The organism is Chitiniphilus eburneus, from assembly GCF_005048205.1.
Taxonomy (GTDB): domain Bacteria; phylum Pseudomonadota; class Gammaproteobacteria; order Burkholderiales; family Chitinibacteraceae; genus Chitiniphilus; species Chitiniphilus eburneus.
Map to the genome: position 1 here is coordinate 374,960 of NZ_SUMF01000001.1, position 26,233 is coordinate 401,192.

25 protein-coding genes and 1 pseudogene are annotated in these 26,233 nt (G+C 63.5%); 7 read left to right on the forward strand and 19 right to left on the reverse strand.

The features are described from left to right. Positions 1-17: 17 nt before the first annotated feature. Positions 18-203 (reverse strand): hypothetical protein, encoded by a 186-nt coding sequence (locus FAZ21_RS01715; RefSeq protein WP_136771542.1) that lies wholly within the window; start codon positions 201-203, stop codon positions 18-20. A 57-nt stretch (positions 204-260) separates the two neighbouring features. On the opposite strand from FAZ21_RS01715, the gene FAZ21_RS01720 reads away from it, so the two are divergent. From FAZ21_RS01720 to FAZ21_RS01730, 3 genes are read left to right on the forward strand one after another with little or no spacing between them, the layout of a single operon-like run. Further along, a complete protein-coding gene (locus FAZ21_RS01720; RefSeq protein WP_136771543.1) occupies positions 261-1,754 on the forward strand; it encodes a leucyl aminopeptidase in 1,494 nt (497 codons plus the stop codon). Between the two features lie 5 nt (positions 1,755-1,759). Next, positions 1,760-2,203, forward strand: coding sequence for a DNA polymerase III subunit chi (locus FAZ21_RS01725; protein WP_136771544.1), 444 nt, complete (start codon positions 1,760-1,762; stop codon positions 2,201-2,203). Continuing rightward, positions 2,200-3,453 carry a hypothetical protein gene (locus FAZ21_RS01730; protein ID WP_136771545.1) on the forward strand — a complete coding sequence of 418 codons (1,254 nt, stop codon included), beginning with the start codon at positions 2,200-2,202 and terminating at the stop codon, positions 3,451-3,453. Before FAZ21_RS01725 ends, FAZ21_RS01730 begins: the two co-directional genes overlap by 4 nt. A 53-nt stretch (positions 3,454-3,506) precedes the next feature. On the opposite strand, the gene FAZ21_RS01735 is transcribed toward FAZ21_RS01730, so the two are convergent. The 3 genes from FAZ21_RS01735 to FAZ21_RS01745 form a co-directional block, all read right to left on the reverse strand. Next, complete coding sequence (locus FAZ21_RS01735) at positions 3,507-3,818, reverse strand: hypothetical protein (RefSeq protein WP_136771546.1); 312 nt, start codon at positions 3,816-3,818, stop codon at positions 3,507-3,509. Beyond that, positions 3,815-4,186 carry a phage holin family protein gene (locus tag FAZ21_RS01740; RefSeq protein ID WP_136771547.1) on the reverse strand — a complete coding sequence of 124 codons (372 nt, stop codon included), beginning with the start codon at positions 4,184-4,186 and terminating at the stop codon, positions 3,815-3,817. Before FAZ21_RS01740 ends, FAZ21_RS01735 begins: the two co-directional genes overlap by 4 nt. Positions 4,187-4,396: 210 nt before the next feature. Further along, complete coding sequence (locus FAZ21_RS01745) at positions 4,397-4,708, reverse strand: ElaB/YgaM/YqjD family protein (protein WP_136771548.1); 312 nt, start codon at positions 4,706-4,708, stop codon at positions 4,397-4,399. Positions 4,709-4,934: 226 nt separating this feature from the next. Here FAZ21_RS01745 and FAZ21_RS01750 point away from each other — a divergent pair, with 226 nt between their 5' ends. Further along, positions 4,935-7,712, forward strand: coding sequence for a valine--tRNA ligase (locus FAZ21_RS01750; protein ID WP_136771549.1), 2,778 nt, complete (start codon positions 4,935-4,937; stop codon positions 7,710-7,712). 87 nt (positions 7,713-7,799) lie between these two features. Here the strand turns inward: FAZ21_RS01750 and FAZ21_RS01755 are convergent, their stop codons facing one another. The 3 genes and pseudogenes from FAZ21_RS01755 to FAZ21_RS01760 all read right to left on the reverse strand — a co-directional run. Further along, on the reverse strand, positions 7,800-8,306 hold the full coding sequence (locus tag FAZ21_RS01755) for a carbohydrate-binding protein (RefSeq protein WP_136771550.1): 507 nt from the start codon (positions 8,304-8,306) through the stop codon (positions 7,800-7,802). A 304-nt stretch (positions 8,307-8,610) separates the two neighbouring features. After that, positions 8,611-9,198, reverse strand: coding sequence for a chitinase C-terminal domain-containing protein (locus FAZ21_RS21195; RefSeq protein ID WP_373279515.1), 588 nt, complete (start codon positions 9,196-9,198; stop codon positions 8,611-8,613). Next, positions 9,187-11,355, reverse strand: a pseudogene (locus FAZ21_RS01760) (glycosyl hydrolase family 18 protein); the annotation flags it as partial. The gene FAZ21_RS21195 and the pseudogene FAZ21_RS01760, both read right to left, overlap by 12 nt. Positions 11,356-12,010: 655 nt before the next feature. Here FAZ21_RS01760 and FAZ21_RS01775 point away from each other — a divergent pair. After that, positions 12,011-12,628 carry a 6-pyruvoyl trahydropterin synthase family protein gene (locus FAZ21_RS01775; RefSeq protein WP_136771551.1) on the forward strand — a complete coding sequence of 206 codons (618 nt, stop codon included), beginning with the start codon at positions 12,011-12,013 and terminating at the stop codon, positions 12,626-12,628. A 31-nt stretch (positions 12,629-12,659) separates the two neighbouring features. On the opposite strand, the gene FAZ21_RS01780 is transcribed toward FAZ21_RS01775, so the two are convergent. The 7 genes from FAZ21_RS01780 to FAZ21_RS01810 all read right to left on the reverse strand — a co-directional run bounded on the left by FAZ21_RS01780 (position 12,660) and on the right by FAZ21_RS01810 (position 20,780). Beyond that, a complete protein-coding gene (locus FAZ21_RS01780; protein WP_136771552.1) occupies positions 12,660-13,757 on the reverse strand; it encodes a VanZ family protein in 1,098 nt (365 codons plus the stop codon). Positions 13,758-13,870: 113 nt separating this feature from the next. Continuing rightward, the gene (locus FAZ21_RS01785) at positions 13,871-14,929 is read right to left on the reverse strand and encodes an ABC transporter substrate-binding protein (protein ID WP_136771553.1); all 1,059 of its coding nucleotides are present in this window, start codon (positions 14,927-14,929) and stop codon (positions 13,871-13,873) included. Positions 14,930-15,100: 171 nt separating this feature from the next. Beyond that, positions 15,101-16,159 (reverse strand): polyamine ABC transporter substrate-binding protein, encoded by a 1,059-nt coding sequence (locus FAZ21_RS01790; protein WP_136771554.1) that lies wholly within the window; start codon positions 16,157-16,159, stop codon positions 15,101-15,103. 187 nt (positions 16,160-16,346) lie between these two features. Further along, entirely contained in the window at positions 16,347-17,126 is a 780-nt protein-coding gene (locus tag FAZ21_RS01795; protein ID WP_136771555.1) for an ABC transporter permease, read from the reverse strand. Further along, a complete protein-coding gene (locus tag FAZ21_RS01800) occupies positions 17,123-18,046 on the reverse strand; it encodes an ABC transporter permease (RefSeq protein WP_136771556.1) in 924 nt (307 codons plus the stop codon). The genes FAZ21_RS01795 and FAZ21_RS01800 overlap by 4 nt, the downstream gene beginning before the upstream one ends. 13 nt (positions 18,047-18,059) lie before the next feature. After that, positions 18,060-19,148 (reverse strand): ABC transporter ATP-binding protein, encoded by a 1,089-nt coding sequence (locus tag FAZ21_RS01805; RefSeq protein ID WP_136771557.1) that lies wholly within the window; start codon positions 19,146-19,148, stop codon positions 18,060-18,062. 225 nt (positions 19,149-19,373) lie between these two features. Beyond that, a complete protein-coding gene (locus FAZ21_RS01810; RefSeq protein ID WP_136771558.1) occupies positions 19,374-20,780 on the reverse strand; it encodes a hypothetical protein in 1,407 nt (468 codons plus the stop codon). Positions 20,781-20,902: 122 nt separating this feature from the next. On the opposite strand from FAZ21_RS01810, the gene FAZ21_RS01815 reads away from it, so the two are divergent. Together FAZ21_RS01815 and FAZ21_RS01820 are read left to right on the forward strand one after the other, a co-directional pair. Next, the gene (locus FAZ21_RS01815; RefSeq protein ID WP_136771559.1) at positions 20,903-22,225 is read left to right on the forward strand and encodes a deoxyguanosinetriphosphate triphosphohydrolase; all 1,323 of its coding nucleotides are present in this window, start codon (positions 20,903-20,905) and stop codon (positions 22,223-22,225) included. 41 nt (positions 22,226-22,266) lie between these two features. Continuing rightward, entirely contained in the window at positions 22,267-22,602 is a 336-nt protein-coding gene (locus FAZ21_RS01820; protein ID WP_136771560.1) for a hypothetical protein, read from the forward strand. A 300-nt stretch (positions 22,603-22,902) separates the two neighbouring features. Here FAZ21_RS01820 and FAZ21_RS01825 read toward each other — a convergent pair whose 3' ends face one another. The 5 genes from FAZ21_RS01825 to FAZ21_RS01845 all read right to left on the reverse strand — a co-directional run bounded on the left by FAZ21_RS01825 (position 22,903) and on the right by FAZ21_RS01845 (position 26,231). Continuing rightward, the gene (locus FAZ21_RS01825) at positions 22,903-23,631 is read right to left on the reverse strand and encodes a pseudouridine synthase (RefSeq protein ID WP_136771561.1); all 729 of its coding nucleotides are present in this window, start codon (positions 23,629-23,631) and stop codon (positions 22,903-22,905) included. A gap of 88 nt (positions 23,632-23,719) precedes the next feature. Then, on the reverse strand, positions 23,720-24,409 hold the full coding sequence (locus FAZ21_RS01830; protein WP_136771562.1) for a M48 family metallopeptidase: 690 nt from the start codon (positions 24,407-24,409) through the stop codon (positions 23,720-23,722). Positions 24,410-24,413: 4 nt separating this feature from the next. Further along, positions 24,414-25,148 carry a lysophospholipid acyltransferase family protein gene (locus FAZ21_RS01835; RefSeq protein WP_136771563.1) on the reverse strand — a complete coding sequence of 245 codons (735 nt, stop codon included), beginning with the start codon at positions 25,146-25,148 and terminating at the stop codon, positions 24,414-24,416. 31 nt (positions 25,149-25,179) lie between these two features. Beyond that, the gene (gene gmhB, locus FAZ21_RS01840) at positions 25,180-25,764 is read right to left on the reverse strand and encodes a D-glycero-beta-D-manno-heptose 1,7-bisphosphate 7-phosphatase (protein ID WP_136771564.1); all 585 of its coding nucleotides are present in this window, start codon (positions 25,762-25,764) and stop codon (positions 25,180-25,182) included. Further along, positions 25,761-26,231 (reverse strand): hypothetical protein, encoded by a 471-nt coding sequence (locus tag FAZ21_RS01845; protein WP_136771565.1) that lies wholly within the window; start codon positions 26,229-26,231, stop codon positions 25,761-25,763. Before FAZ21_RS01845 ends, gmhB begins: the two co-directional genes overlap by 4 nt. Positions 26,232-26,233 lie beyond the last annotated feature (2 nt).

Here is a 26,233-nt window from a genome sequence, read left to right on the forward strand (position 1 = left end):
ACCCTGTAAGAACCTGTTCAAACCGCGCTGAGCGGTGGTTGTCCCGCAGTGGGATCGGATGCAAAAAACGCTCGTTCACGCCAAGCGACGACGGCCTTGCTTCCGTTTTCTTGCCGGGCATCCAGTTCGCCCAGACCTGAACCGGCATCCAGACAAGCAGGCACACCCAAAACCGCATCGGCGTAGCCCTTTGCGCGCAGCATGCCCAGGCACTCCCGGGCTTTGCTGCGACACCCGGAACAAGCCCCAGGAGATTCGCCGTGGAATTTAGCATAAATCCAGTCAGCCCCGACAAAGCCACCGCCAACAGCCTGCTGGTGCCGGTGTTCGGGGACAAGCTGTCCAGTGGGCTGGAAAAGCTGGATCAGGCCACCGCGGGCGCGCTGAGCGCACTGCTGGCCGGGGGTGAACTGGCGGCCAAGGCCGGAAGCGTGCTGACCTCGCACGTGCCCCTGGCCGGCAGGCTGGTACGGGTGACCCTGCTGCAATGGGGCGAACAACCGCAAGCCGCGGATCTGCGCACGGCCGCCGCGGCCGGCGCACGCGCGCTGCTGGCCGGCAAATCCACCGATGCCGATGTGTTGCTGGCCCTGCCCAAGGGCATCGATTCATCCGAAGTCATCGCCGCGCTGGCGCAGGCCGTCGTGGTCGAGCAATACCGTTTCGACGACTTCAAATCCAACCCCGATCCCCGCCCCGCGCTCACCCATGTGAATTTTGCGGTTGCCCGCAAATCCGACGTCGCCCTGGCCGAGGCGGGCCTGGCGCGCGGCGAAGCGGTCGGACACGGCATGAATCTGACGCGCCAGCTCGGCAATCTGCCGGCCAATGTCTGCACGCCGACCTACCTCGCCGAGGAGGCGCTGCGCCTGGGCAAGCAACAAGGCCTGAAAGTGCAGGTACTCGATCAGCCGGAGCTGGAAAAGCTGGGCATGGGTTCCTTCCTCGCGGTCGCCAAGGGCTCGGTGGAGCCGCCGAAGCTGATCGTGCTGGAATACCGCAACGGCAAGAAGGGCGCCAAGCCCGTGGTACTGGTCGGCAAGGGCATCACCTTCGACTCGGGCGGCATCTCGCTCAAGCCGGGCGAAGGCATGGACGAAATGAAATACGACATGTGCGGTGCCGCCACCGTACTGGGCACGATGCAGGCCGCCGCGCAACTGGCCTTGCCGATCAACCTGGTCGGCGTGATCGCCACCTGCGAGAACATGCCGGCCGGTAATGCCAACAAACCGGGCGACATCATCAAGAGCATGGCCGGATTGAGCATCGAAGTCCTGAATACCGACGCCGAAGGCCGCCTGATCCTGTGCGATGCGCTGACCTACGCCGCGCGTTTCGAGCCGGAAACGGTGATCGATATCGCCACGCTGACCGGCGCCTGCATCATCGCGCTGGGCCATGTGGCCACCGGCCTCTATGCGAACGACGAAACCCTCGCCGACGAGCTGTTGCAGGCCGCCGATCACACCGGCGACAAGGCGTGGCGTCTGCCGTTGTGGGACGATTACCAGGAGCAGTTGAAATCCAACTTCGCCGATCTGGCCAATATCGGCGGCCGGCCAGCCGGGTCGGTCACTGCGGCCTGCTTCCTGGCACGCTTCACCAAGGACTACCGCTGGGCGCACCTGGATATCGCGGGCACCGCCTGGAAATCCGGCGCTGCCAAGGGCGCCACGGGACGACCGGTGCCGCTGCTGGTCGAGTTCCTGTCCGGGCGCGCCCGACAGGGCAGCGCCAAGAAAACGAAATAAACAGGATGGACGTTACCTTCTACTTCAACGTAAAACACCGCGAGCAGGCACTCTGCCAACTGGTCGGCAAGGCGCTGGCCCAGCGCCTGAGTGTCAATGTGCTCGCCGCCAGCGAGCGGGACGCGCACGGGCTGGACCGGCTGTTGTGGGAGGTACCGCAAACCGGCTTCTTGCCCCATTGCGCGGCGGATGACCCCCTCGTCGCGGTCACCCCCATCGTCGTCGATCATCGCGCGGCCCTGCTGCCGCAACGCCCCACCCTGTTCAACTGGACCGACGGTGTGCCAGAAGGCCACGCCCGCTATGAGCGTATCGTGGAAATCGTCGATCGCAGCGACGAGGCGCGCGAGCAGGCGCGCCTGCGCTGGCGGGGCTATGTCGCGGCCGGCATCACGCCCAAGGCCGTGGACATGCTCGAACTCGCAGCACAACGGCAGGCCTCGGCATGACGGACCTGGACGACAGCGTCAGCCCGCTATTCAACAAGATGGATGCCCTCATGGCGCGCCATCGCGGATCGAGCGCCAGCGGGCCGCAGGACGAACACATCCCCGTGCTGACCGATATCCTGGATGACGATATTCCGGTCCTGACCGAAGTGGTTGCGGCGGCGGCGCCCGCTCCCCAGCCAGCCCCGGCGGCGGATAATTCCGGGCTGATGTTCCACCCGGACGACTTCCTGCCTCCGCCTCGCGCACCTGTTCCACCACCGGTCGTCACGCCCGCCCCAGCCACCGCCGCGCCGGCCGTGTTCCTCGACCTGCCCTTGCTCGACCTCGATGCCTTGCTGACCGACCCGGCCCCCTTCGGGCCGGCTGAGGAAACCGCGATGCCGCAAGGGGCCGCACTGGAGGCGGACGTCGCCCCAGCGGAAACCGCCGAAACCGTCGATTACCCGACCCTGGTGTGGGAGGACGACGCCACGCCCGCACCAGAACCCTCGATCGCTGCCGCCCCGATCGAATCGTTCGAAGTGGATGAGGAAATCACCGCCTCGCCTTCCGTCGCCGGATTCGAAGTCATTGAGCACGGCGACGAATACGCGTTTGATTTTCCGGAAGTTGCTGCTCAGGCCGAAGCGGAGCACACCGAGCCGGAACAGGTTCCCGCGCCCGCGAACCTCGCGCCATCGCAGCGCGAGTTCCAGACCGCCTCCATTCCCCCGGCGGATCGGGAAGCACCGTACATCGCTCCTGTGCCGGATAGCCGGGCCATCGAAGCCGAACCGGTGCCGCAGGCGACGGCCCCCACCACCTGGACAGTACCGGCGCCGGCCGAAACGCCGGCCGAGGATCACTGGGCGTCCGCCGCCGACCTGCGGGTGGAACTGGCCGCCGAACCCGCCATCGAGTTCGATCTCAATGCTTTCATCGCCGCCCCCGCACCAGTCATGGCCCCCCCGCAAGCCCAGCCGGCGATCGAGCCACCACAACCCACGGAGCCGCCGCCCCCACCCAAGCTGGACGTGGCGACCATCGAGGAACTGACTGCCGGCGTCGCCGCGCACCTAGCCGTGGATATCGCCATGGAAGTGGATCGCCTGTCGCGCCAGCATTTCAAGACATTGATGAGCACCCTGTACGCCGAAGCCGCCCATACCCTGGCCACGCAAATCGGTCATGAACTGGAAGCACGACTGGCACCGCGCGTCGCGGAGTTGGTACGTGACGAGTTGCGGCGGCGCCAGTTGCTCGATTGATCGCATTGAAAAAGCCGGCATTCGCCGGCTTTTTTTTGGTGGGTGGAAGTGACTCACGCGCCTGCGGCGCGTGCCGCGCGGCGGCGGGCGAAGAACTGCCGGATCAACGTTGCCGCCTTCCACGCGCCAATGCCGATGGGAATCAGCCGGGAAAGCAGGTTCAGCTTGTTACCGGCAACCAGCCCGGCCACCAGGGTGAGCAACTTGGCAGGCTGGAACAGCCCCAGAAAACCGTCGCGTCCGCCCCGACGGAATGGCGCCCGAATGTCGTACAGGCTGGCGGACAGCTCGACACGGTGCAGTTCCGCTTCCAGTTGCAGCAGACGCTTGCGCGCCTCACGGTTACTTCTCGCGGCTTGGCTCATGACAGCAGGCGCTCCCGATCTCGACGCAACTCTTCCATGGTGACGGCAAATGGCGTCGGCCCCCGGGCAAACCCGGCCCAGGCCATCCAGATCAATCCCGCGCCCAATGCCAGGAACACCACGCCTGCACCGGCCAGCACGGCAATGCGCCATTCGGCGGGCAGGGCCAGCACCAGCGCGCTGGCCAGCGCCACCAGGCACATCACCAGCAGTCCCGCGCCGACAAAACCCAGCACGAGCGTTCGCAGCACGCGTTCCCGCGCTTCTTCCAGCTCGATGGCAAAGATGCCGAGGTGGGCATGCAGCAGCCCGATCAGGCTGGCAGCCAGCCGATGGAAAGGCCGAAAGGTATCTTTATATTCACTCATGAAAACCCGCTCGCGGCTCTGAGAATCGACTCCGATCCCCGCATCGGGGGCGCCGTTCCGGACGGAACGCCGCGTGCCCCGGCACGGAACGATAAAACAGGCGGCTTGCGCCGCCCGTTCTGCTGAACACCGCGTTCACTCTCGATGATCTCCGGCAATCGCCGGGCGAAGCCGTTACCGACTCGCGCACACCGGTGTCCAGCGGGAGGATCACCGACGCGACACCAGCAGGCCCAGCAGGAAGCCAACGCCTGCCGCCACACCCACCGAGGTCCAGGGGTTTTCATGAACGTATTCGTCGGTGGCCTTGGCCGCGACGCGTGCCTTGTCGGCGACCAGCTTCTCGGCTTCGATCAGCTTGGTCTTGGCAGCGGACAGGTTGGCGACGATCTTGTCGCGCAGCGCCTGGGCCTCTGCACCGCCCGCCTGGGTCACATCCTTGAGCATGGTTTCGGTATCGGAAATCACGGTACGCAGATCGTCGAGCAGTTCGTCCTGGTCGGCTTTCAGTTTTTCGCTCATGGCCTTTCTCCTTGGTTGTGGATGTCGTGAAACAAATCTGAACGATCGCGCCGTGAGGCGCACCTCTTACATCTTCGGAAAAAAAACCTCCAAAGCCCAGGCAAAGTAAATAGTGCATCCGACAACACGGCTGGTGCGATAGAAGCTGTCTGAGGCTAGCACCCCGGATTGGCTGGCTTGCCGGTATAATTTGCTGTTTTTCACCGAATTTCCGAACCCTTCCCCCATGACCACTGCCCTGGAACAACTCGCCAAGAGTTTCGAACCCGCCGCGATCGAAGCCGCCTGGTATCCGCGCTGGGAATCCGCGCATTACTTCAGCCCCAGCATGGACGCGAGCGCACCGTCGTTCGCCATCCAGCTACCGCCGCCCAATGTGACCGGCACGCTGCACATGGGTCATGCCTTCAATCAGACCATCATGGACGGTCTGACGCGTTATCACCGCATGCGCGGCGACAACACGCTGTGGTTGCCCGGTACCGATCACGCCGGGATCGCCACCCAGATCGTGGTGGAACGCCAGTTGGCCGGCCAGGGCATCTCTCGCCACGACATGGGGCGGCCCGCCTTCATCGAGAAAGTATGGGAATGGAAGCAGCAATCGGGCGATACCATCACCAGCCAGATGCGACGCATGGGCGCGTCGGTCGACTGGGGCCGCGAATACTTCACGATGGACGACAAGATGTCGGGCACCGTGACCGAGGTGTTTGTCCGCCTGTATGAACAAGGCCTGATCTATCGCGGCAAGCGCCTGGTCAACTGGGACCCCTTGCTGGGTACCGCTGTTTCCGATCTGGAAGTGAACAGCGAAGAGGAAGACGGCCATCTCTGGCATATCCACTACCCGCTGGCGCAAGGCGAGGGTCACCTGACCGTGGCCACCACCCGTCCGGAAACCATGCTGGGCGACGTGGCCGTGATGGTCCATCCGGAAGACGAACGCTATGCACACCTGATCGGCCAATCGGTGAAGCTGCCGCTATGCGACCGGGAGATTCCGATCATCGCCGACGATTACGTCGATCGCGAGTTCGGTACTGGCGTGGTGAAGGTCACCCCGGCGCACGATTTCAACGACTACGCGGTCGGTCAGCGCCATGACCTGCCGCAGATCGCCATCCTCACGCTGGATGCCAAGATCAACGATAACGCCCCGGCCGCCTATCGCGGCATGGACCGCTTCGCCGCCCGCAAGCAGATCGTCGCTGACCTGGAGGCTGGCGGTTTCCTCGCCGAGATCAAGAAACACAAGCTGATGGTGCCGCGCTGCGAACGCACCGGCCAGGTGATCGAGCCGATGCTCACCGATCAATGGTTCGTCGCGATGAGCAAGACCGACGAAACCGGCAAGAGCATCACGCAGAAAGCGCTGGAAGTCGTGGAAAACGGCGAAGTGCAGTTCGTGCCCGGAGACTGGGTGAACACCTATTACGCGTGGCTGAAGAACATCCAGGACTGGTGCATCAGCCGTCAATTGTGGTGGGGCCACCAGATTCCGGCGTGGTACGACGACGAAGGCAACGTCTACGTCGCCCGCGACGAAGCCGAGGCCAGTGCCAAGGCCGGCGGCCGCGCCCTCAAGCGCGACGATGACGTGCTCGATACCTGGTTCTCATCGGCACTGGTGCCGTTCTCCTCGCTGGGCTGGCCGCAGGAAACGCCGGAACTCAAGGCGTTCCTGCCATCCTCGGTACTGGTTACCGGCTACGACATCATCTTCTTCTGGGTCGCCCGGATGATCATGATGACCACGCACTTCACCGGCAAGGTACCGTTCAAGCATGTCTACGTGCATGGGCTGGTGCGGGACGGCGAAGGCAAGAAGATGTCCAAGTCCGAGGGCAACGTGCTCGATCCGGTGGACCTGATCGACGGCATCGCGCTGGAACCCTTGCTGGAAAAACGCACGACCGGCCTGCGCCGCCCGGAAAAGGCGCCTCAGGTCGCGGCCAAAACGCAGAAGGAGTTCCCCGAAGGTATTCCGGCCTACGGCGTCGATGCGGTGCGCTTCACCTTCGCATCGCTGGCATCGCTGGGCCGCTCGATCAACTTCGACCAGAAACGCTGCGAAGGCTATCGCAACTTCTGCAACAAGCTGTGGAACGCCACGCGCTTCGTGCTGATGAACGTGGAAGGCCGCGATTGCGGGCTGGAGGCTGGCGCCGAGCTGGATTACGGCTTTGCTGACCGCTGGATCATCGGTCGCCTTCAGGAGGCCGAAAAAGCCGTCACGCTGGCGCTCGACACCTTCCGTTTCGACCTGGCCGCGCAGGCCATCTACGAATTTGTCTGGAACGAGTACTGCGACTGGTACATCGAACTGGCCAAGGTTTCCACGCAACACGGCAGCGAGGCGCAGCAACGCGCCACCCGCCGCACCCTGATCCGCGTACTGGAAACCATCCTGCGCCTGACCCATCCGATCATGCCCTTCATCACCGAGGAGCTGTGGCAGGTGGTCGCCCCGCTGGCAGGCAAGAAGGAGGTCGATTCGCTGATGGTGGCACGCTGGCCGCAAGCCGACGAGAGCAAGATCGATCCGGCTGCGACCGCGACGGTGGACGCATTGAAGGCACTGGCCTTCGCCGCGCGCAACCTGCGCGGCGAGATGGGCCTGTCGCCGGCACAGAAAGTGCCGCTGTTCCTGGAAGGGCCGGCATCGCTGGCGCAGTTCAGCGCCTACCTGCTGCCGCTGGCCAAGCTGTCCGAGGTGCATGTGGTGGAACGCCTGCCCGAAGACGACGATGCCCCGGTCGCCATGGCCGGCAGCATCCGCCTGATGCTGAAGGTGGAAGTGGACAAGGCGGCGGAAGCTGCTCGCCTGTCCAAGGACATCGCCAGGACCGAGGAGGGTTTGTCCAAGATGCGCGCCAAGCTGGAAAAGCCCGGCTACATCGACAAGGCCCCCGCCCACCTGGTGGAAAAGGATCGTGCCCAGGTGGCGGAACTGGAGGATCGCCTCGGCAAGCTGCAAGGCCAGTTGCAGAAACTGCGCTGAGCAAGCGGTAGTTGAAGCAGAACGGGCTGCCTGCGCAGCCCGTTTTTCATTACCGATGCACCATGCCGTCCGCGACGATCACGCGGCTCAAGGCAGCGAAACGCGCAGCCACAGATCCGGCGCGGCATGGGGCTTCCAGTTCAGCGCAACACCCGACGACACGTCGCGCCGCGCCTGGTAGGCCTGCCCTTCGTACCACACCCATTCACCCTTGCGGTAATGCTGGCCACGCTCCCAGGCGCTGGGGCGCCAGCGGGGATCACGCATCCAGGGGCGGTCGTTGTCGCGATCGTCGTCCCAGCGATCCCTGTCATCCCTGCGATCGCCATCGCGACGGTGGTCATCGTTCCAGTCGCCCCGATCCCCACGCCCACGGCCGACCGGCTCCCACAGCGACGGCGCCGCCTGCGGTGTCCAGCCCGCACCACGCCACGCGGTATGGCTTTGCAGCACCCGGTACGGCTTGCCATGGAACACCACCACTTCGCCGGTCCGGTACTCGCGGCCTTCGCGCCATTGTGGCGCCGCGGAAGATGGGCCAGCCAGCAACAGCGTGGCAAGGCCAAGCGCGGCAAGGGCGTGAAGTCTTTTCATTGTCAGGTCTCCTTTCGATCGGCGAACACATCGCCCATGGCTTTCAATGGCTGGAACGCTTGCTGCGTTGACCATTGCGCGATTCATATCCGGCGGATGTGAACGGAACCACATCCATTCCGCGCGTCGTGGCGCATTGCCTCGAGGGAAGGATGCCCCGCTTCCACAGCTACTGGGCAGTGAGCGCCGGCACACGCGGAGCCGGCTCACAGCCACGGCGTGAATAGGTCACAACCCCTACCGTGGCCCCAATGAAAAACGGGCAAGCCCGAAGGCTTGCCCGTTCAGTTACGTCGGCTCGGAATTACTGGAGCTTGGCAACCGGCAGGTTCGGATATTCCTGCTGTACCGCGTACTCCTTGCCACCCACCGTCACAACGTAGTTGGACGGGCCGGTAATCGGCAGGTAGTAGTTCAGGGCTACGTCGATGGTTGCACCCGGGGCAATGGCTTGCCAGCTCGGCAGCGTGAAGCCAGCCGTATGGAAGTCACCCTTGAAGCCGCCAACGTTCGCGCCGGTATGCTCGGAAGCAGTGACCTTCAGGCCGGTACCGGACTGATCGCTCATGTTGTTCGGTGCGGAGACCGGGTAGTTGAACTCGATCTTGGTGCCGCCCGGAATCGCAACGGTGCCCTTGTTGGTGATCTTCAGCTTGGGGTTGATCGGATAGTTCTGATCGCCCAGCTTGAAGTCGGTCACATCGAACTGGAGCTGAACCACTTCGCCCGGCATCACGCGCTTGGCACGCTTGTTACCGTACGGGGTGGTGGCGCGGAAGTTCTGTGCCAGCAGACGGGTCATCGTGGCGCCAGGCACGTATTGGCCCTTGGTACCGTTCAGGTTGGTCTTGTTGGCATCCCAGTCGTAGTCACCAGCCATTTCCCAGAACATCGCACCGCCGATGCCGTTGGAGTTGATCCACTCGGCCTTGCGCTGGATGGAGGTCTCGTCTTCCGTCGAGATGAACACCTTCTTGCTGGCGTTCCACAGCCACGGCGCCACCAGGGTCGCGTCGTAGTTGCGGGCGTACGTACCGGTCAGGTCGGCAGCAGCCAGACCGAACAGCGGCAGGTAGTCACCGGCGATACCCTTCTCCAGGTTCTTGGCGTGCCACATCGGGTTGGAACCTGCGCCCAGTTCACTGCCGGCGTCGTTCAGGTCATGCCAGATGTTGTCGATGCCGGAAGCACCGTTGCCGCAAGGCGGGGTCAGGCCCACGTCGCAGGTTTGCGACGGCGCGGTGCCCCACAGACCGTTGTTGCCACCGGTCACGTTCTTCCAGCCACGGGTGTAGAACGGCAGACCCGCGTTGATACGGCCGGCCGGCACAGCGCCACGGAAGTAGCGATAGGCCCAGTCGGTGTTCAGGTAGCCGATGCCACCGTATTGCGAGGTGGAGTACACCGACCACTTGGCCAGCTCGGCATCCTTGCCGTCGTCGAACAGGGCGGCGTTCGGGCCGACGAACTCGTTCCAGGCGCCATGCAGGTCATACGTCATCATGTTGACGTAATCCAGGTACTTCACGGTCTGGTAGGTTTCCATGCCGCGCAGCAGGTAGCCCGACGACGGCGCTGCGATGGTCAGCATGTAGTAGCGGCCGTCCTGTGCGGAGGCGGCATCCAGCTTGGCACGCAGCACCTTCATCAGTTCGCGGTAGGACGCTTGCAGGCCAGCCAGGCGCGGACCGGAAACAGCCCAATCCTTCGGGTTGCCGGCGTTGGCCATGGTGGTCGGATATTCGTAATCGATATCCACGCCATCGAAGCCGTACTTGCGCAGGAACGCCACCGAGGAATCGGCAAATGCGTTGATGCCGGCGGTGTTGATCGAGCCGTTGGCGTTGGTGGTCATGCTGTAGAAGCCACCCGAAGCCACGCGATTGCCATCGGCACCGAAGTAGCCACCGGTTTCAGCCCAGCCGCCCACCGACACCAGCGTCTTCACGCCGGGGTGCAGCTTCTTGTACTTGTTCAGCAGGTTGAAGTGGCCCTTGTACGGCAGCGTCGGGTCCATTTCAGCGCCGGCTACGCCCGGCCATTCCATATCGGTGGATTCGTTCCCCGGAACGGTTTCGTTCACAGAGATCTTGTTGTTGCCATCGACGTGGGCGAACGCGTAGTTGATGTGGGAAATGTCATTCCAGGGAATGTCATTGGCCAGATAGGACGGCAGGCCATTCCTGCCGGTACGCCAGTTGGTGAAGTAGCCGATGATGCGGCGCTTCAGGCCGTTGGCCAGCTTCTCGCGACCGTCCTGGTCGTAGGCCTGGCAGTACGGCACGTTGGCAACACCGGAGGGCTCCAGACCATCGGGGCGGCAATCGGTGCCCGGGATCGGGGTCGGCGTCGGGACAACCGGCGTCGGGGTCGGGGTGACGACCGGCGTCGGAGTCGGGGTCACGACCGGAGTCGGGGTCGGCGTCACAACCGGAGTCGGCGTCGGGGTCACGACAGGCGTCGGAGTCGGCGTCACGACCGGGGTCGGCGTCGGGGTCACGACAGGCGTCGGGGTCGGCGTCACAACCGGGGTCGGCGTCGGGGTGGTGCCACCACAGTTGCCCAGGTTCTTCCACACGCCCCAGTCACCGGACTGAGCCGGGTTGTCGCCTTGCGTCCACCACTTGGCTTCGTAGTTCACGCCATTGAGGGTCACACGGGAACCACCGGTGTAAACGCCGCTGGCATTCCAGGCCTGATAGCAGGTACCGGCCGGGGTCGGGGTGACCACGGGCGTCGGGGTCGGGGTGACCACCGAAGTCGGGGTCGGAGTGGGCGTGACGACGGGCGTCGGAGTCGGGGTCACGACCGGAGTGGGCGTCGGGGTGGGAGTACCACCGGATGCGCCCAGGTCTTTCCACAGCGTGGGAGTGGAAGCCGGGTTCCAGTTCGCGCCAACATAGGCGGTGTGGGTGACCAGCGCTTGATACTCGTGGCCGCTATAGCTGACCGTGGTGCCGGCACTATAGGTGGTGCCTTCCTGCCAAGCCGGCGAGGCTGCCACGGCATACGCCGCAAACAGCGCAGCCGGAAGCAGCGCGAGTGACATTCGAGTCGACGACATAAGGGGGTTCTCCATCCTCGTTAAGTAACTTTATTCGCGCGCTCTTCTTGGAAGTGCTGGGCTACGCGCGAGGGCGTTATATTCAAGTAAGAAACAGACTGAAACGCCCTGAATCGCGTTGAATCCGGAAGCCGGATTTCGGCGATGCCTCCGATTACCGACGACAGGTTCAACCTTGTCAACACCCCCTTGGCGGCGGGATGGGTGGTCTGATCCCTCATGTAGTAGCCATACCATCGATGCACTACGAAAAACCCCCACCCCCCGCTTCATGCACCGCAACAGCACCTTGCAACCAGATTGAAAACAAAAGGGAAATTTCCGATGAATACAGCAAATCCGCCAGAATCAGCGCCTGCTGATGTACCGAAATGGTGCTGCGGGAAGTAGTTACCTGTGACACCACCACCATTCGTCTGCGATGACCGGGATGCATCACCGTGTAGCCCTGACCATGCCACTACCAACATTCCGTCTTATATTTTTTCAAATATCTTTCGCAATAATTGTTTATTAGTAATTTAATAGATACGGATCGGCCCGCTGCCAGCCTGGACAGCAACATGGCCAATGCGGGTTTCGCACCTTGCCGGGCGGGGTGCGATCTGATAAAACCCGAGCGTTCTACTCGGAAATTCCCATGCTGATCCGCAAGCTGTTCAAGTTCGAAAACGCGCATATCGTGCGCAACTGTTCCAGCGACCGCTGCCGCCGCTCCATCCATGGCCATAGCTATAAGGTGGAGGTGCTGCTGGAGGCGCACGCGCTCGATCACGGGCAGATGGTGTACGACTTCGGCTTGATGAAAGGCAGCATCCGCGACGTGATCGATGCGTTCGATCACGCGGTCTGCTTCTGGGATAAGGATGACCCCGAGTACATCCGGCTGTGCCAGCAGTTTTCGGCCCGCTGGATCGCCTTGCCGGTATCGCCGTCGGCCGAGCAGTTCGCCCGGCTGTTCTTCGTCACGATCGACGCGCTGTTGAAGCAGACGCAGATGCGCAATGGCGAGAGCGATGACGTGCGCCTGCACTCGGTGATCGCCCACGAAACCGATACCGGCTATGCGCAGGCATTCCGCGAGGATGCCTACAACCCCCGCATGGGCGAGATCCGCCTTGCCGAGATCGTGTTTTCCGAGCAGGTGAAGGCGGAGTGGCATGATCCGCGCATGATGGAAAAACTGCTGGCGGGCGAGTGTTTCGTCAATCCGGAAGTGCTGTTGCAGGTACCCGTGCCCGGCGGCGAGTCGCGCTAGCGCGCATCGGCGGCGCCCTTCCTAACGCCGCCTACTCTTCCCACAGCCGGAAAACCGTCGCCAGCATCATCGCGATCGCGCCATACGGCCAGATATCCCCGACCAGTGCCGCCATGCCGCTGAAATGCTGCAAATGGCCGTATTGCCAGCGGAACAGGCTCAGTGTGGCGGATAACTGCGGCGCCAGGGGCCATGCCCAGCTCACGCCCAGTGCCGCACCCAGCGACAACGCACCCAGCAACGCGCGCAAGCGCCGGTTCAGTCGCGCGCACACCGCCACCAGCAACAGCCCTGCCAGGGCGCCGATCACCACGTTTTCGTTGATCCAGGCAAAGAACTCCGCGCGCTTGAGCATCATGCCGGCGAAGAGCAGCTTCAGCAGCAGCCCCACCGCCAGCGTGCCGAACATCGCCGGCACCACGTGCCGCTGGTGCCGCACCAGGATCGCGACGAACATCGCCAGCCCAAGCAGGTGCAGCGCCACGCCGCTACTTTCCAGCAGGTCGAGGAACAGGCGCGCATTGGCCATTGGCGACACGAAGGGCTGTGGCAAGGCCACCGCCTCCACCACCACCCCCAGGAAAGGCACCGAAGGATCGCACTGCGTGACGTACCACAAGCCGACCCAGACCAACCCCCACTCGGAGATGGCGCTGGGTACCAGATAGTTGTGGCGGAACACCAGCCAGCGCCGCTGCCAGCTCCGGCTGCCGATGAACAACGCGAGCGTGGCGCCGATGACCGCGCCCGCGCCATTGGCCAGGATGTCGAGGTTGGAGGCGACCCGATCAGGCAGGAACTGCTGGATGAACTCCACGCTCGCCGAAAGCCCCACGCCTCCGGCCACCGACAGCGGCCAGGCGAACCAGCGCCGACGCATCCATTGCACCAGCACCAGGCCGAGCGGCACGTAGGCCATCACGTTGGCGAAGTTATCGAAGAAGGTGAAGTAGTACGGCCGCGGGTAGCTGTAAAAAGCGAAGATGGGTTCGCCGTTGTAACGCCAGCCGGAGAACGGATAAAAACTGAGCAACAGGATGATCAGCAGGTAGCAGACCAGGAAGTAGCGGGAAACCCGCGACTGGGGAGTATGGCCGGCAAGATAGCTGACTGGAGGAAAGGAGCGCATGGCCCAAACAATGAAACCGGCCGGGCTGGCCCGGCCTGTCTGCGATACCGGGCGCCACCCCGGCGGTGCGGCAATCGCGCGACCGCCAGCGTGGCCGTCGCGCGATGCGGCGCTTACTTGGCAGTCTTCACCTCGGTCCAGAGGCGGTTCAGGTCACGCAGTTGCTTGCCTTCCAGTGCGTTGAGCTGCGGCAGCTTCTTCATGGCCTGGGCATCCGGGAACACGGCGCTGATCTTCTTGATGTCCGGTTGCACGAACTGCGCGGCAGCCGCGTTCGGGTTACCCGAGCCGATCATGTTGGTCAGCTCGGACGAATTCTTGCCGTCGAGCATGAAGTTGATGAAGCGGTGGGCCAGATCGGCACGCGGCGCGCCCTTCAGCACCATCATGTTGTCCAGCGACAGCGTATTGCCTTCCTTCTGCAAACCGTAGGCGATGCCGAACGGGCGCTTGGCTGCCTTGGCGTCCTGGTTGGCCTGGAACATGTCGTTGGAGTAGCCATGTGCCACCCAGATGTTGCCGACGGTGAGTTCCTTGATATAGCTCTGGGTATTGAAAGCAGCCCAGTACGGCTTGGCCTGCTTGATGGTCTCGGCAGCCTTCTTCCACTCGGCCGGGTTGGTCGAATTGGCGGAGAAGCCGTTGTACATCAGCGCGGCGGCGAACAGCTCGCGGCTATCGTCCAGTACGGTGACCTTGCCCTTCACCTTGGCCAGCACCTTGGGATCGAACAGGATCGCCCAGGACGTCGGGTCCAGGCCCAGTTCCTTGATCTTCTTGTCGTTGTATCCCACCAGGGTGGTGGTGAAGGCATAAGGGACCGAATACTGGTTGCCCTTGTCGAACTGGGTATTCAGGAATGCCGTGTTGACGTTCTTGAAATTGGGCAGCTTGGATTTATCCAGCGGCGCCACCATGCCCTGCTTCACCAGCGGCGGAATCGCAAAACCGGTGGGCACCACGATGTCGTAACCCTTGGCGCCGGCCGACAGCTTGGCCAGCATTTCTTCCATCGCGCCGTAGTAGTCCTGCACCACGCGGCACTTGCACTCCTTCTCGAAGCGCTTCACCGTTTCCGGCGCGATATAGTTGTTCCAGTTGTAAACGTGCAGCACATCCTCGGCCTGGGCCAGGCCGGCGAACAACGACAGCGCCAGAAGCAGCTTCTTCATCTCTGTGGTATCCCCGGAAAGCGAATGAAAGGCACGGCTCGTGCCGCGAATCCGCGCGATTATGCCACGGTTTTTCCGGGTGTCAGTCCACGGTCTGCATGCGCTGTCGCACCCGCGTCATAGCCTTTCGCAATGCCCCGCCACGCGCACCGCGGCGGGGCATGTTCGTGGCTAGCGCCCCATCTTGATCTCGGTCCAGGCGCGATTCCAGGCCCGGCGAGTGGCCGCGTCCAGATCGGACAACTGCTCCAGCCGCGACGCAGTGACATGATCGGGGTTGATGACGGGAATCGCCAGCAGCGATTTGGCGATGAATGGGCGCGCCGCGACGTTGGGGTTACCGGCGCCGATATTATTGGTGATCTCGGCCGCATTCTTGCCCTCCAGCATGAAGTCGATGAAGCGATGCGCCAGATCGGGACGCGGGGCGCGCTTGTGGATGACGAAGCTGTCGGCCGTCATGCCGTTACCCTCGCGCTGCAATGAATAGCCGATGGTGAATGGCCGCTTGGCGGCCTCGGCGTCCAGCTTGGCCTGGTACAGATCGTTGGAATACCCGAGCGCCACCCATATATTGCCCAGTGTGAGTTCCTTGATATAGCTCTGGCTGTTGAACGCGGCCCAGTACGGGCGCGCGGCGCGGATGGTGGCTACCGCCTGGCTCAGGTGCGCCGGATCGGTGGAGTTGGCCGAGTGCCCGTTGTAACGTAACGCCGCCGCGATCACCTCGCGGGGATCGTCCAGCACCGTGACCTTGCCCTTGATCTTGGCCAGCACCTTGGGATCGAACACCACCGCCCAACTGGCGGCGTTGATGCCCAGCGCCTTCAGCCGGTTGGCGTTGTAGCCCACCAGCGTGACGGTAAAGTCGTACGGCACCGAATAGGTATTGCCGCGATCGAGCGCGGTATCGGTAAAGGCGGGGTCCAGGTGCTTGAAGTTGGGCAGCTTTTTCTTGTCCAGCGGTTGCAGCAGCCCCTGCTTGGCCAGCGGCGGGATGCCGTAGTTGGACGGCCCGATCACGTCAAAGCCCTGCGCACCGCCGGTCAGCTTGGCCAGCGCCTCCTCCATCGAACCGAAGTAGCTCTCCTTCACCGTGCACTTGCAGCGTGCTTCGAAGCGCTTGATGGTTTCCGGCGAGACAGCGTTGTTCCAGTTGAACAGATGCAACACATCGTCGGCAAAGGCGGGGCTCGCGACCAACGCGAGCAGCAGCAACAGTTTCTTCATGGCGGGGGGCTCCATCAAAAACAACGGCCAGCGGAAAGGCGCCGGCCGGTTGGATCGAAATTCACTCGCAACGAATTGCTTTCGTCCTACTCAATAAGCGAGCGCTCGTCCGGGGCCTCCTGGCCAGGCCCGCGACCGCAGACAGTACTTGATCGCGGAACAACATCAGGGAGCCCCGGACGAGCGCTCATTCTGAGCGTAGGGCGGAGGGGGCTACCTTGCTCACAATCAGGATCAAGCTCAATGTCAGCAACATCAGCAGGCTGGAGATCGCGTTGACCTCGGGATTGAGCTTCATCGGCACCTTCACGCGGGAGTAGATCTCCAGCGGCAGGGTGTTGGAGCCGACGCCGGCAGTGAAGAACGAAATCACGAAGTCGTCGATCGACAGCGTGAACGCCATCAATGCACCGGCGATGATGCCGGGCATGATCAGCGGCAGCGTGATCGCGCGGAAGGCGGTGACCGGCCCCGCCCCCAGATCGCGCGCGGCCTCGACCAGCGATTCGTCCATGCCTTGCAGGCGCGAGCGCACCACGATGGCCACAAAGCCGATGCAGAACGCGATATGCGACAGCGTGATCGATACCAGCCCCAGCGTCATGTTCAGCATCACGAAGAAGATCAGCAGCGACACGCCCATCAGGATTTCGGGAATGGCGATCGGCGTGAGCACCAGCGCCGGCAATAGCCGCAACCGCCACTTGTACATGGCGAAGCCGGCCAGCGTGCCCAGCACGGTGGACACGACACAGGTGACCAGCCCGATCAGCAGCGTGTGCAGCGCGGCTTCGAGCATTACGTCGTCGTGCAGCAGCATCTGGTACCACTTGAAGGTGAAGCCCACCCACTCGGCGTTCAGCGCCGAATCGTTGAACGAGAACACCACCACGATCGCCAGCGGCAGGTAAAGGAAGGCATAGACTAGGCTGGCCGCACCCCATACCCAGGAAGACACTTTTTTCATCGCTTGTCCTTGCCCCGACTGCCCGCCCAGCCCGCCAGCGCGGCCAGCAGCAACACCGTCAACGTCAGCATGATCGACAGCACCGAGCCGAACGGCCAGTCGCGGCTATCCAGGTACTGCTGCTTGATCAGGTTGCCGATCATCATGCTGTTGGTGCCCCCCAGCAAATCCGGGATGGCAAACATGCCGAGCGCGGGAATGAACACCAGCGCGGTGCCGGCCCAGACGCCCGGTAGCGACAGCGGCCATGTCACCTTCCAGAAACGCTGCCACGCATTGGCACCCAGATCCTGCGCAGCATCCAGCAGCGCCATATCGTGCTTTTCCAGGTTGGCGTACAGCGGCAGCACCATGAATGGCAGGTGCACGTAGACCAGCCCGACGATCACGGCAAATTGCGAGAACAACAACGACACCGGCTCGATGCCGACCAGCCCCAGCAGGTAGTTCAGTGAACGGCTGAAATAGCTTTGCGGCCCGAGGATGATCATCCAGGCATAGACACGGATCAGGAAGTTGCTCCAGAACGGCAGGATCACCAGCAACACCAGCAGATCGCGCGTTTTCTTCGGGCTGCGCGCGATCAGCCACGCCAGCGGGTACGCCAGCACGATGCAGATCACCGTGGTCAGGCCGGCGTACCAGAACGACTTCACGAACAGCTCGAAGTAGATCGGCTCTTCGAAAAAGCGCTGGAAGTTCTCCAGCGTGAGGAAATCGCGCCAGTTGCCGAAGTTGATCAGCAACTCGGTGGCGCCGGTATCCGGATTGGCGGCCGTCAGCGGCAGCAGGCCACCATAATCGCCGGGAAAACGAAACGCCGCGAACGCCATGATCAGCGACGGAATGGCGAAAAACAGCACCAGGTAAAGCAGCGGCGGCCCGGAGATCAGCCACTTGGCCAGGCTTTTCGATTTCATGCGCAAAGACCTCTCAAGCGAGGACGAAATGGCCGGCGTCGAAGCGCCAGGCCAGTTCCACCAGATCGTTGTCGTCGAAGAACTTGGCCTTGCCCGAACCGGAGTTGGGCAACATGGTCTCGACCAGCGTGCCGTTGTCCAGTTCGACGATGTAGATCGTCACATCGCCCAGGTACAGGCAGTCGTGCACCCGGCCCTTGAAGTGCACTTCGTCCACGCCGCCCTGCGGCAGGCTGGCGCCGAGCTTGATCTTCTCCGGGCGCAGCGTCAGCGTGCCCTTGCCACCCACCTGCGCGCCGGGCACCGGCAGCGCCTCGGCGGTACCGACCCCCTCGATCTCCACCTTCATCCGGCCGGGCTGCACGTCGGTAATGGTGGCGTCCAGCAGGTTGCACTGGCCGATGAAGTCCGCGACGAAGCGGCTCTTGGGATAGCTGTAGATGGTTTCCGGCGCATCCAGTTGCTCCACCTGCCCCTGGCTCATCACCGCGATGCGGTGCGACAGCGCCAGCGCCTCGCCCTGATCGTGGGTGACATAGACAAAGGTGATGCCCACTTCCTTTTGCAGATTGATCAGTTCGATCTGCATCTGCTCGCGCAGCTTGGCGTCCAGTGCCGACAGCGGTTCGTCCAGCAGCAGCAGGCGCGGGCGGTTCACCAGCGCGCGGGCGATGGCCACGCGCTGACGTTGGCCGCCGGACAACTCGTGCGGATAGCGACGCGCGAACTGTTGCAGGCGCACATCCTCCAGCACTTCATCGACGCGCTTGGGCACCTCGGCGGCGGCGACACCGGCCATCTTCAGTGGAAAGGCAATGTTCTGCGCCACCGTCATGTGCGGAAACAGCGCATAGCTCTGGAAAACGGTATGCACCGGGCGCTTTTCCGGCGGCACCCCGGCCATATTCTTGCCGTCGAGCAGGATCTCGCCCGAATCGGGCTGCTCGAAGCCGGCCAGCATCCGCAGCAACGTGGTCTTACCGCAGCCCGACGGCCCGAGCAGAGTGAAGAATTCGCCCGCCTCCACCGCCAGACTCACGTGGTTCACTGCGGTGAAGTCGCCAAAGGTTTTGACGACGTCGCGGATCTCGAGCAGCGCCATAGTTTTCCCCCGGGGTGGCAGGCCATGCCGCGCACCTGGAAATGGTCCAAAAAATGGGCGCTATTCTAGCCCCAAAAAGCGACCCGGGGGGCGGGCGTTTCCTTCAATGTCGCCAAGGGGTTGCGCACCAGCGCGACGGCCCATGCGGCGCCCGCGCCACGGCACCGGCATCGTACCTGCCCTGTGCAGCCCTCGCGCCACGCGGCCTGCCCCCGCCGGATCGGCTCAAAGCCGTGCCAGCCCCGCGCCGATCTCGTCGATGTCCCCATGTAGCCGCTCCCAGATGTGGGCTCGCGCGCGGTCGATCAATTCCTCGCGGCGATCCCAGTTGCCCTCGCTGCGGCGGCGATAGTTGGACGGTACTTCACCGGTGTAGTACTCCTCCACCCGACGCGAGCCTTCCGTTTCCGTCAGCGTATTGCGGTAGCGATATTGCCCGGTGGCATCGATGTCCAGCCGCAGCTCCAGCCAGTTTTCCGAAATCTCGCGCACCTTGTTGAAGCGATACAGCGTATACGCGTCATACCACTCGACGGTTCCATCCGGCTTGGTACGCTGCGCCCGCGATTTCACGTTTTCGCTCATCGCCGTCACGGAACGGTCGTTACGACGTTCATCGTAGCGATCCTGCCAGCGCAGGTTCAGCTTCACATCGGCGGCGCCATCGTTCACCCAGCGCACATAGGACTGGCCCAGCCAGTTCTTCACGTCGTACTCCAGCCCCACATCGTCGCTGCGCAGCGCCACCGTCACCACGCCCCGGGCGCGCCAGGTTTCGGCCTGCGCCCGCGCATCGTTCAGTTCACCGTACTTGGCATGGATGTCGTACGCACGCTGGAAATCGGCCGCCACCATACGATAGTCGCTCTTGAGCCGCGCGGTTTTCAGTACCTCTTTCGCCTGCTGGTACAGCCGACGCGATTCATCGCTGCGATAGATGCGGTCGTACTTGTCGTACAGCACCTGACTGTCCTTGTAGCTGCCGTAGGCGGCATAGGCAGAGAGGGCCTCTCCCAGCTCCTCGCTCGCCAGGCGGTAGTTCTTGGCGGCGATGGCGTCCTTGCCACGCAGGTAGTGTTCCTCGGCAACCCCCTGCCAGTACAGTCGCGTATTGGTATCGCGCTGTTCGGCCGCATCCTTGTAGGCGTGGTATTTGAGCGCGTTGCCATAGGCCTGCGCCCGGGCAAGGAAATCCTCCTTGCTGTGGATGGGGATTTCCTGCGCGCTCAGGTAGAACTGCTCCGCCACTTGCAGCGCCAGCCCTTCGACGGTGTACTTGCCGGTAAAGAACGCCACCTGTTCGTCGTAGAACTTGCCATCGAGCAACACGCGCAACTGCCATAGCGCATCCAGCGCGGCGATCCGGCCGGCCCGATCGGTCGATACCGTCTGCGCCAGCTCCGCTTCGTAGTGGGCCACCACGTTGCGCACGATCCCGAACAGCTTTTCGCTATCCGAGGCATCCGGCAGCGTGCCGCGTTGGTCGAGGTAGCTCACGGTCTTGCGCACGCTGTCGAGGTACCGTCCTTCGGAGTACGCGAGGGTGGCCTGCTGGACAGCACAGCCGACAAGCAGCCACAGCGCGCACAGGGCCAGGACAAAACCGCGGAACCGCAAACATCTGGTCAACATTCGATTCACCTTGAAAAAACACGCGACAAAGGGGCCGCGCCGTGCCGAAAGGCGCGCCGTATAATCCTTGCCTCACCATCGGGCGTCCACCCGCCCGATCAAAAACCATTGGAATACTCCGCATGATGGACTGGAACCGGCTGCTCGCCGCTGACCGACTCGGCGCGCAGCGCGCCCCCGATGCCTCGCCCGAATCGGGTCGCAGCCACTTTCACAAGGATCACGACCGTATCGTGTTCTGCTCACCGTTTCGACGCATGGGCCGCAAGACACAAGTCCACCCGATGACGGAAAACGATCATGTCCACACGCGGTTGACACATTCGATCGAAGTGGCCTGCGTCGGCCGCAGCCTGGGGGTGCTGATCGGCGAGCGCCTGCGCGACCAGTTGCCCGCGCATATCGAGCCCTACGACCTGGGTGCCATCGTCCAGGCGGCGTGCCTGGCGCACGATATTGGCAACCCACCGTTCGGCCATGCCGGCGAATACGCGATCCGCGACTGGTTCCGCCGCCCCGAGCATGCCTACCTGATGCAGAACCTGACCGCCGACGAGCGCCGCGATCTGACCACCTACGAAGGCAATGCACAGGGCTTTCGCGTGATCACGCAACTGGAGAACCATCGCTTCGAAGGGGGCCTGCGCCTGACCTACGCCACGCTGGGCGCCACGCTCAAATACCCGTGGACCAGCGAGCACGCGGCCAGCAAAGGCAAGTTCAGTTGCTACCAGTCGGAAAAAAAACTGCTGGAGGAAGTGGCTCGCGAGCTGGGGCTGCCACAACTGGCGCCGGGACGCTGGGCACGGCACCCGTTGTCCTATCTGATGGAAGCGGCCGACGACATCTGCTACGCCATCCTCGATCTGGAGGACGGTATCGAGATCGGCACATTGCCGTTCGAAGCGGTGGAGCCGGTGCTGATGAAGATCTGTGGCGGCGAGCGTGAACTGCTGGCGCTGGAGGTGGCGGCGGCGCCCTCGGTGCGACGCAAGATCTCGGTGCTGCGCGGCAAGGCCATCGATCGCTGCGTGCGCGATGTGGCCAGCACCTTCATCCAGCAATATCCCCGCCTGATGGAAGGCAGCTACCAGGGCGACCTGCTCAATGACTGCCCGGAAAGCATGCGGCATGGCATCAGCGACGCCAAGCAACTGGCACGCGACCGCATCTTCAACGAACGCCGCAAGATCGAAATCGAGGTCGGCTCGTTCACCTGCCTGGACATCCTGCTCGACGCGTTCTGCAACGCCACCTACCAGTTGAAGGTCAGCCCGCAGATGCCGTTCCGCATGCAGCGGGTGCTGGACCTGATGGAATACAACGCGCCGCGCCGCGATTGGCCGCTCTACGAAACCTACCGCCGCGTGCTCGATTTCATCGGCGGCATGACCGACAACTACGCCACCTATCTGGCGCAGCAGGTCGGCGGGATGGGGCGATGATGCGTTATGTCGCCGTTCGCCACGCGAAGGAGCCTCGCGGTTTGAAGCATCTGTTCTGGATTTCCGCCCTGATCGCGCTGACCGGCTGCGGTACGGTAGGAACCGTGGTCAGCGTCGGCGCCGCCACGGTGAGCGTGGCCAGCACGGCGGTCAATGTCGCGACCACCACCGCCGGCGTGGCCTGGGACGTGGGCAAGGCCACGGTACAAGGCGGGGCCACCGCCGCAGGCTGGGCAGTGGACGCGGCAAAGTCCGCGCCACCACCCGCAACCGCCACAGGCCCGGCCACCGCGCAGGCCGCCATCCAACCGCTGCCACCGGCCGCCCCGGCGCAGCGGGAAAGCGAAGTGATCGTGGAACCGTTCTCGGGCGAATAAAACGCCCCAGCCTGATTCCCAGGGCAATCGACCTAGGGCGAGTCAGCCAATGCATCGCGACAGCGTTCGGCGCAGTGCGGGATGCGGCGCAAGGCGCTGGACGCGTCGCGGTATGAATACCGTAAGCGGCCGGCGACACCGAGCCGCGCCCGAAATGCGCCGAACCCGTAGGGCTAGGCCGAGAAAACACCATTCACTGTGTTGCACTCCTTGCCAATAACCGGGTATTGGCTGCGTCGGGCGCCTGGTGCCTGGTGCTTTGTCGGCCCAGCGCTGCCGCGATGCATTGGCTGACTCGCCCTAGAAGCGCTCGTACTGGCCCAGGTAGCGCCAGCCCCCCTCCGGCAGATCCCCCAGCGCCAGCCGGCCGACGCGGATACGCTTGTAGCTCGCCACGCCCAGGCCCACGCTGGCGCATAGCGCGGGAATCAATCCCGGCCGATATTCGCGCAGCAGCACCCGCAGTTGCCGATCGCTCTGCCGCGTCACCTTCAGCGGCCGGATCGTCTGCTCGCCGACTTCCCGCGTATGCCCCAGCAGGCTGGCTGTGTCGGCGCCTAGGTCTGCGGTCACCCACACCAGGAATTCCTGCTCGAAATCCTGCGCCTGGGCCAGGCGCTGTGCCAACCGCCCATCCTGTGTCAGCACCAGCAGGCCGCTGGCGTTGGGGTCCAGCGGCACCTCCACCTGCTGCCGTTGCACATGCTTTTTCAGGAAGCGGATATCGGAGCCACCCGCGTGCAATTGCTCCGGTCGCAATAGCGCGGACAAGCCCAGCATGTCGTCGGCATTCCAGCCGCGAACCCCCGCCGGCTTGTTCAGCAGCAGCGTGACGCGCTCGGGTGCGGCACTGGCCGTGGCGGGCAGGACAGCGATGTGCTGGGTCGGCGTTACGCGGCTGCCCAGCAGATCGACAGTGCGGCCATCGACCTGGACCCGCCCCTGCTCGATCAGTTCGTCGGCCTCGCGGCGCGAGCACAGACCCAGCTCCACCATACGCTTGGACAATCTCAGGGTTTCTTGCGTCATGGTTTCCTCGCCAGATCAAGACAGAATCAAAAAGGTAGCCACCCCGGCGATAGCGCGGTGAGCGGCAAAATAGAGAAAGCGGACCCGGCTAGAACCGGAACAGCTCGCCGCCGTGCGCCTTGAGCCAGCCGCGCTGGCGGCGCCAGTCGGGGCAGACGCGCTCGACCAGCGCCCAGAAGCGCGGCGAATGGTTCAGTTCCGCCAGGTGCGCCAGTTCGTGGATCACCACGTAGTCGATCACCTCGGCCGGCGCCTGCATCAGCCGCCAGTTCAGGCGGATATCGCCCGTTGCCGAGCAACTGCCCCAGCGCCCGCGCGCGGAAGTGAGCAGCAGCCTGCGCGGCGTCAGCCCCATCCGCCCGGACCAGGTCTGCACTCTTTCCGCAAAGTAGCCCCGCGCGCTGCGTTGCAGGAACTGCGTCAGCGCCACCGGCAGCCGCGCGGCGTCCGGCGTGGACAGCCAGAGGCTGTCGTCGGTCAGGCGGGCGCGCGTGGCGCCCAGCTGCAGCATGCGCGGCGCACCCAGCCACGACACGCAATCCCCCTCGGCCAGCGCCGGGGCCAACGCTACGGAAGGACGAGCTTGCAGGTGCTTGAGCACCCAGTCGAGCTTCAGCCGCAGTACGCGCTCGGCTTCCGCCAGCGGCGCCCGGGTGGGCAGTTGCACCACCAACCCGCGCGCATCGATGCGCAGGCCGATGGAGCGACGGCTGGAGCGGGTGATGGTGTATTCCAGCGTGCGCTCGGCCAGCTCCAGACGATGCGTGGCCGCGCTCATCGCCTTACCGCTGGTTGGCCGGGTGGCATGGCCCCTGGCCCGAAATCAGTTCCATCTCGTTCTCGATCCAGGTTTCCACCTTGTCGCCCAGTTCGGTGGGCGTGCCCTCGGCCGGGATCACCGGCCCGATCCGCACGGTGATGGTGCCCGGATGCTTGAGAAACGAATTACGCGGCCAGAATTCGCCCGCGTTCAGCGCCACCGGCACCACCGGGATACCCAGCGCCAGCGCCAGCCGCGCGCCGCCCTGCTTGTACTTGATGCGTTTCCCGGCCGGCACGCGGGTGCCCTCGGGAAAGATACAGATCCAGAAGCCCTTGGCCAACCGGTCGCGCCCCTGGCTCATCACCAGGCGTTGCGATTCCGAGCGGTTGCTGCGGTCGATGCCGATCGGCGACGACGCTTTCAATCCCCAGCCGAAGAACGGAATCTTGAACAGTTCGCGCTTCAGGACATAGACGAAGGGCGGGAAGATGACCGGCAATGCCATCGTTTCCCACGCCGACTGGTGCTTGGAGAGAATCATCGCCGGGCCAGCGGGGATGTGCTCCCGCCCTTCCACACGATATTTGACGCCGCAGGTGATGCGCACCCACTGCACCTGACTCCAGCACCAACCGCTGATGATGCGAAAGCGCAATACCGGGGGCAGCGGCAGGATCAACAGGCAAAGAACGGCATAGGGCGGCGTGATCACAATCAGGCCCAGCCAGTACAACGCAGAACGAATCCAGATCATCGGTGAAAAACCTATCTACGGTGAAGGACGCCTAGGCGGCGTCGCGCGCGGGTGCGTCGGGATGAGGGCGGTGCAGCAACCATTGGGCAACGGCGGCCAGGTTGTCGAACACCTGGGTACCCGCCGGCAGATCGCCTTTGGCCTCGGTTTTGGCGCCATTGCCGGTCCGTACCAGCAGTGGCTTGCCGCCGACGGCGGACACCGCCTGCAAATCACGCAGGCTATCGCCGACCATCAGGCAATCGGCGGGCGCCACATGAAAACGCTTGGCGATATCGAGCACCATGCCCGGCAGCGGCTTGCGACAGGCGCAGCCGGCATCGGGCGCATGTGGACAGAAGAAGATGGCGTCGATGTGACCGCCAGACTCGGCGACCGAACGATGCAGCTTGGCGTGGATGGCATTCAGCGTGGCCATATCGAAGATGCCACGCCCGATCGCCGACTGGTTGGTCGCGACCACCAGCAGATACCCGGCACGCGACAATTCGCTCACCGCCTCCAGGCTACCGGGAATCGGTAGCCATTCGTCCGGCGACTTCACGAAATCGGGCCGATCCTCATTGATCACGCCATCGCGGTCGAGGATCAGCAGTTTGACGGCGGCCTCTTTCATAACGCCTTTAATTCCTCTCTGACACTTTGGACGCAGACTTCCAGCAGAACCTCCGCGTGCTTCGCAATCAGCGGATGCTCGTTATGGCGCAGCCACCAACTCACCCTCGCCCGATTTTCCTGAATCCAGGTGGTATAAGCCCGCTGATCCGTCCATCCCCCGATCATCTCGGCCTTGGTCCGCTCGGCCCAAGGGCGAATCTCTCTGGCGCACTCGGTCGCCATCGCCGCCTTCAGCTCAGCCAATCCGAATCCCAGCTCCGATTCCGGCGCTTCCTTCGCTGGCGCTGGTGGGCTCATCACGTAGCCGGGCTGATAATCCGGCGACTCGCAGCGCAAATATTCGTTGACCGCTTCGTCGTACACGGCAACATCACCGAAAGCTTCATAGACCGGCTTCACGCACTCCTCGGCCAATGCCTGTGCCGCCAGCAATACCGCCGCGACACCCATACAGAAACGCATCATCT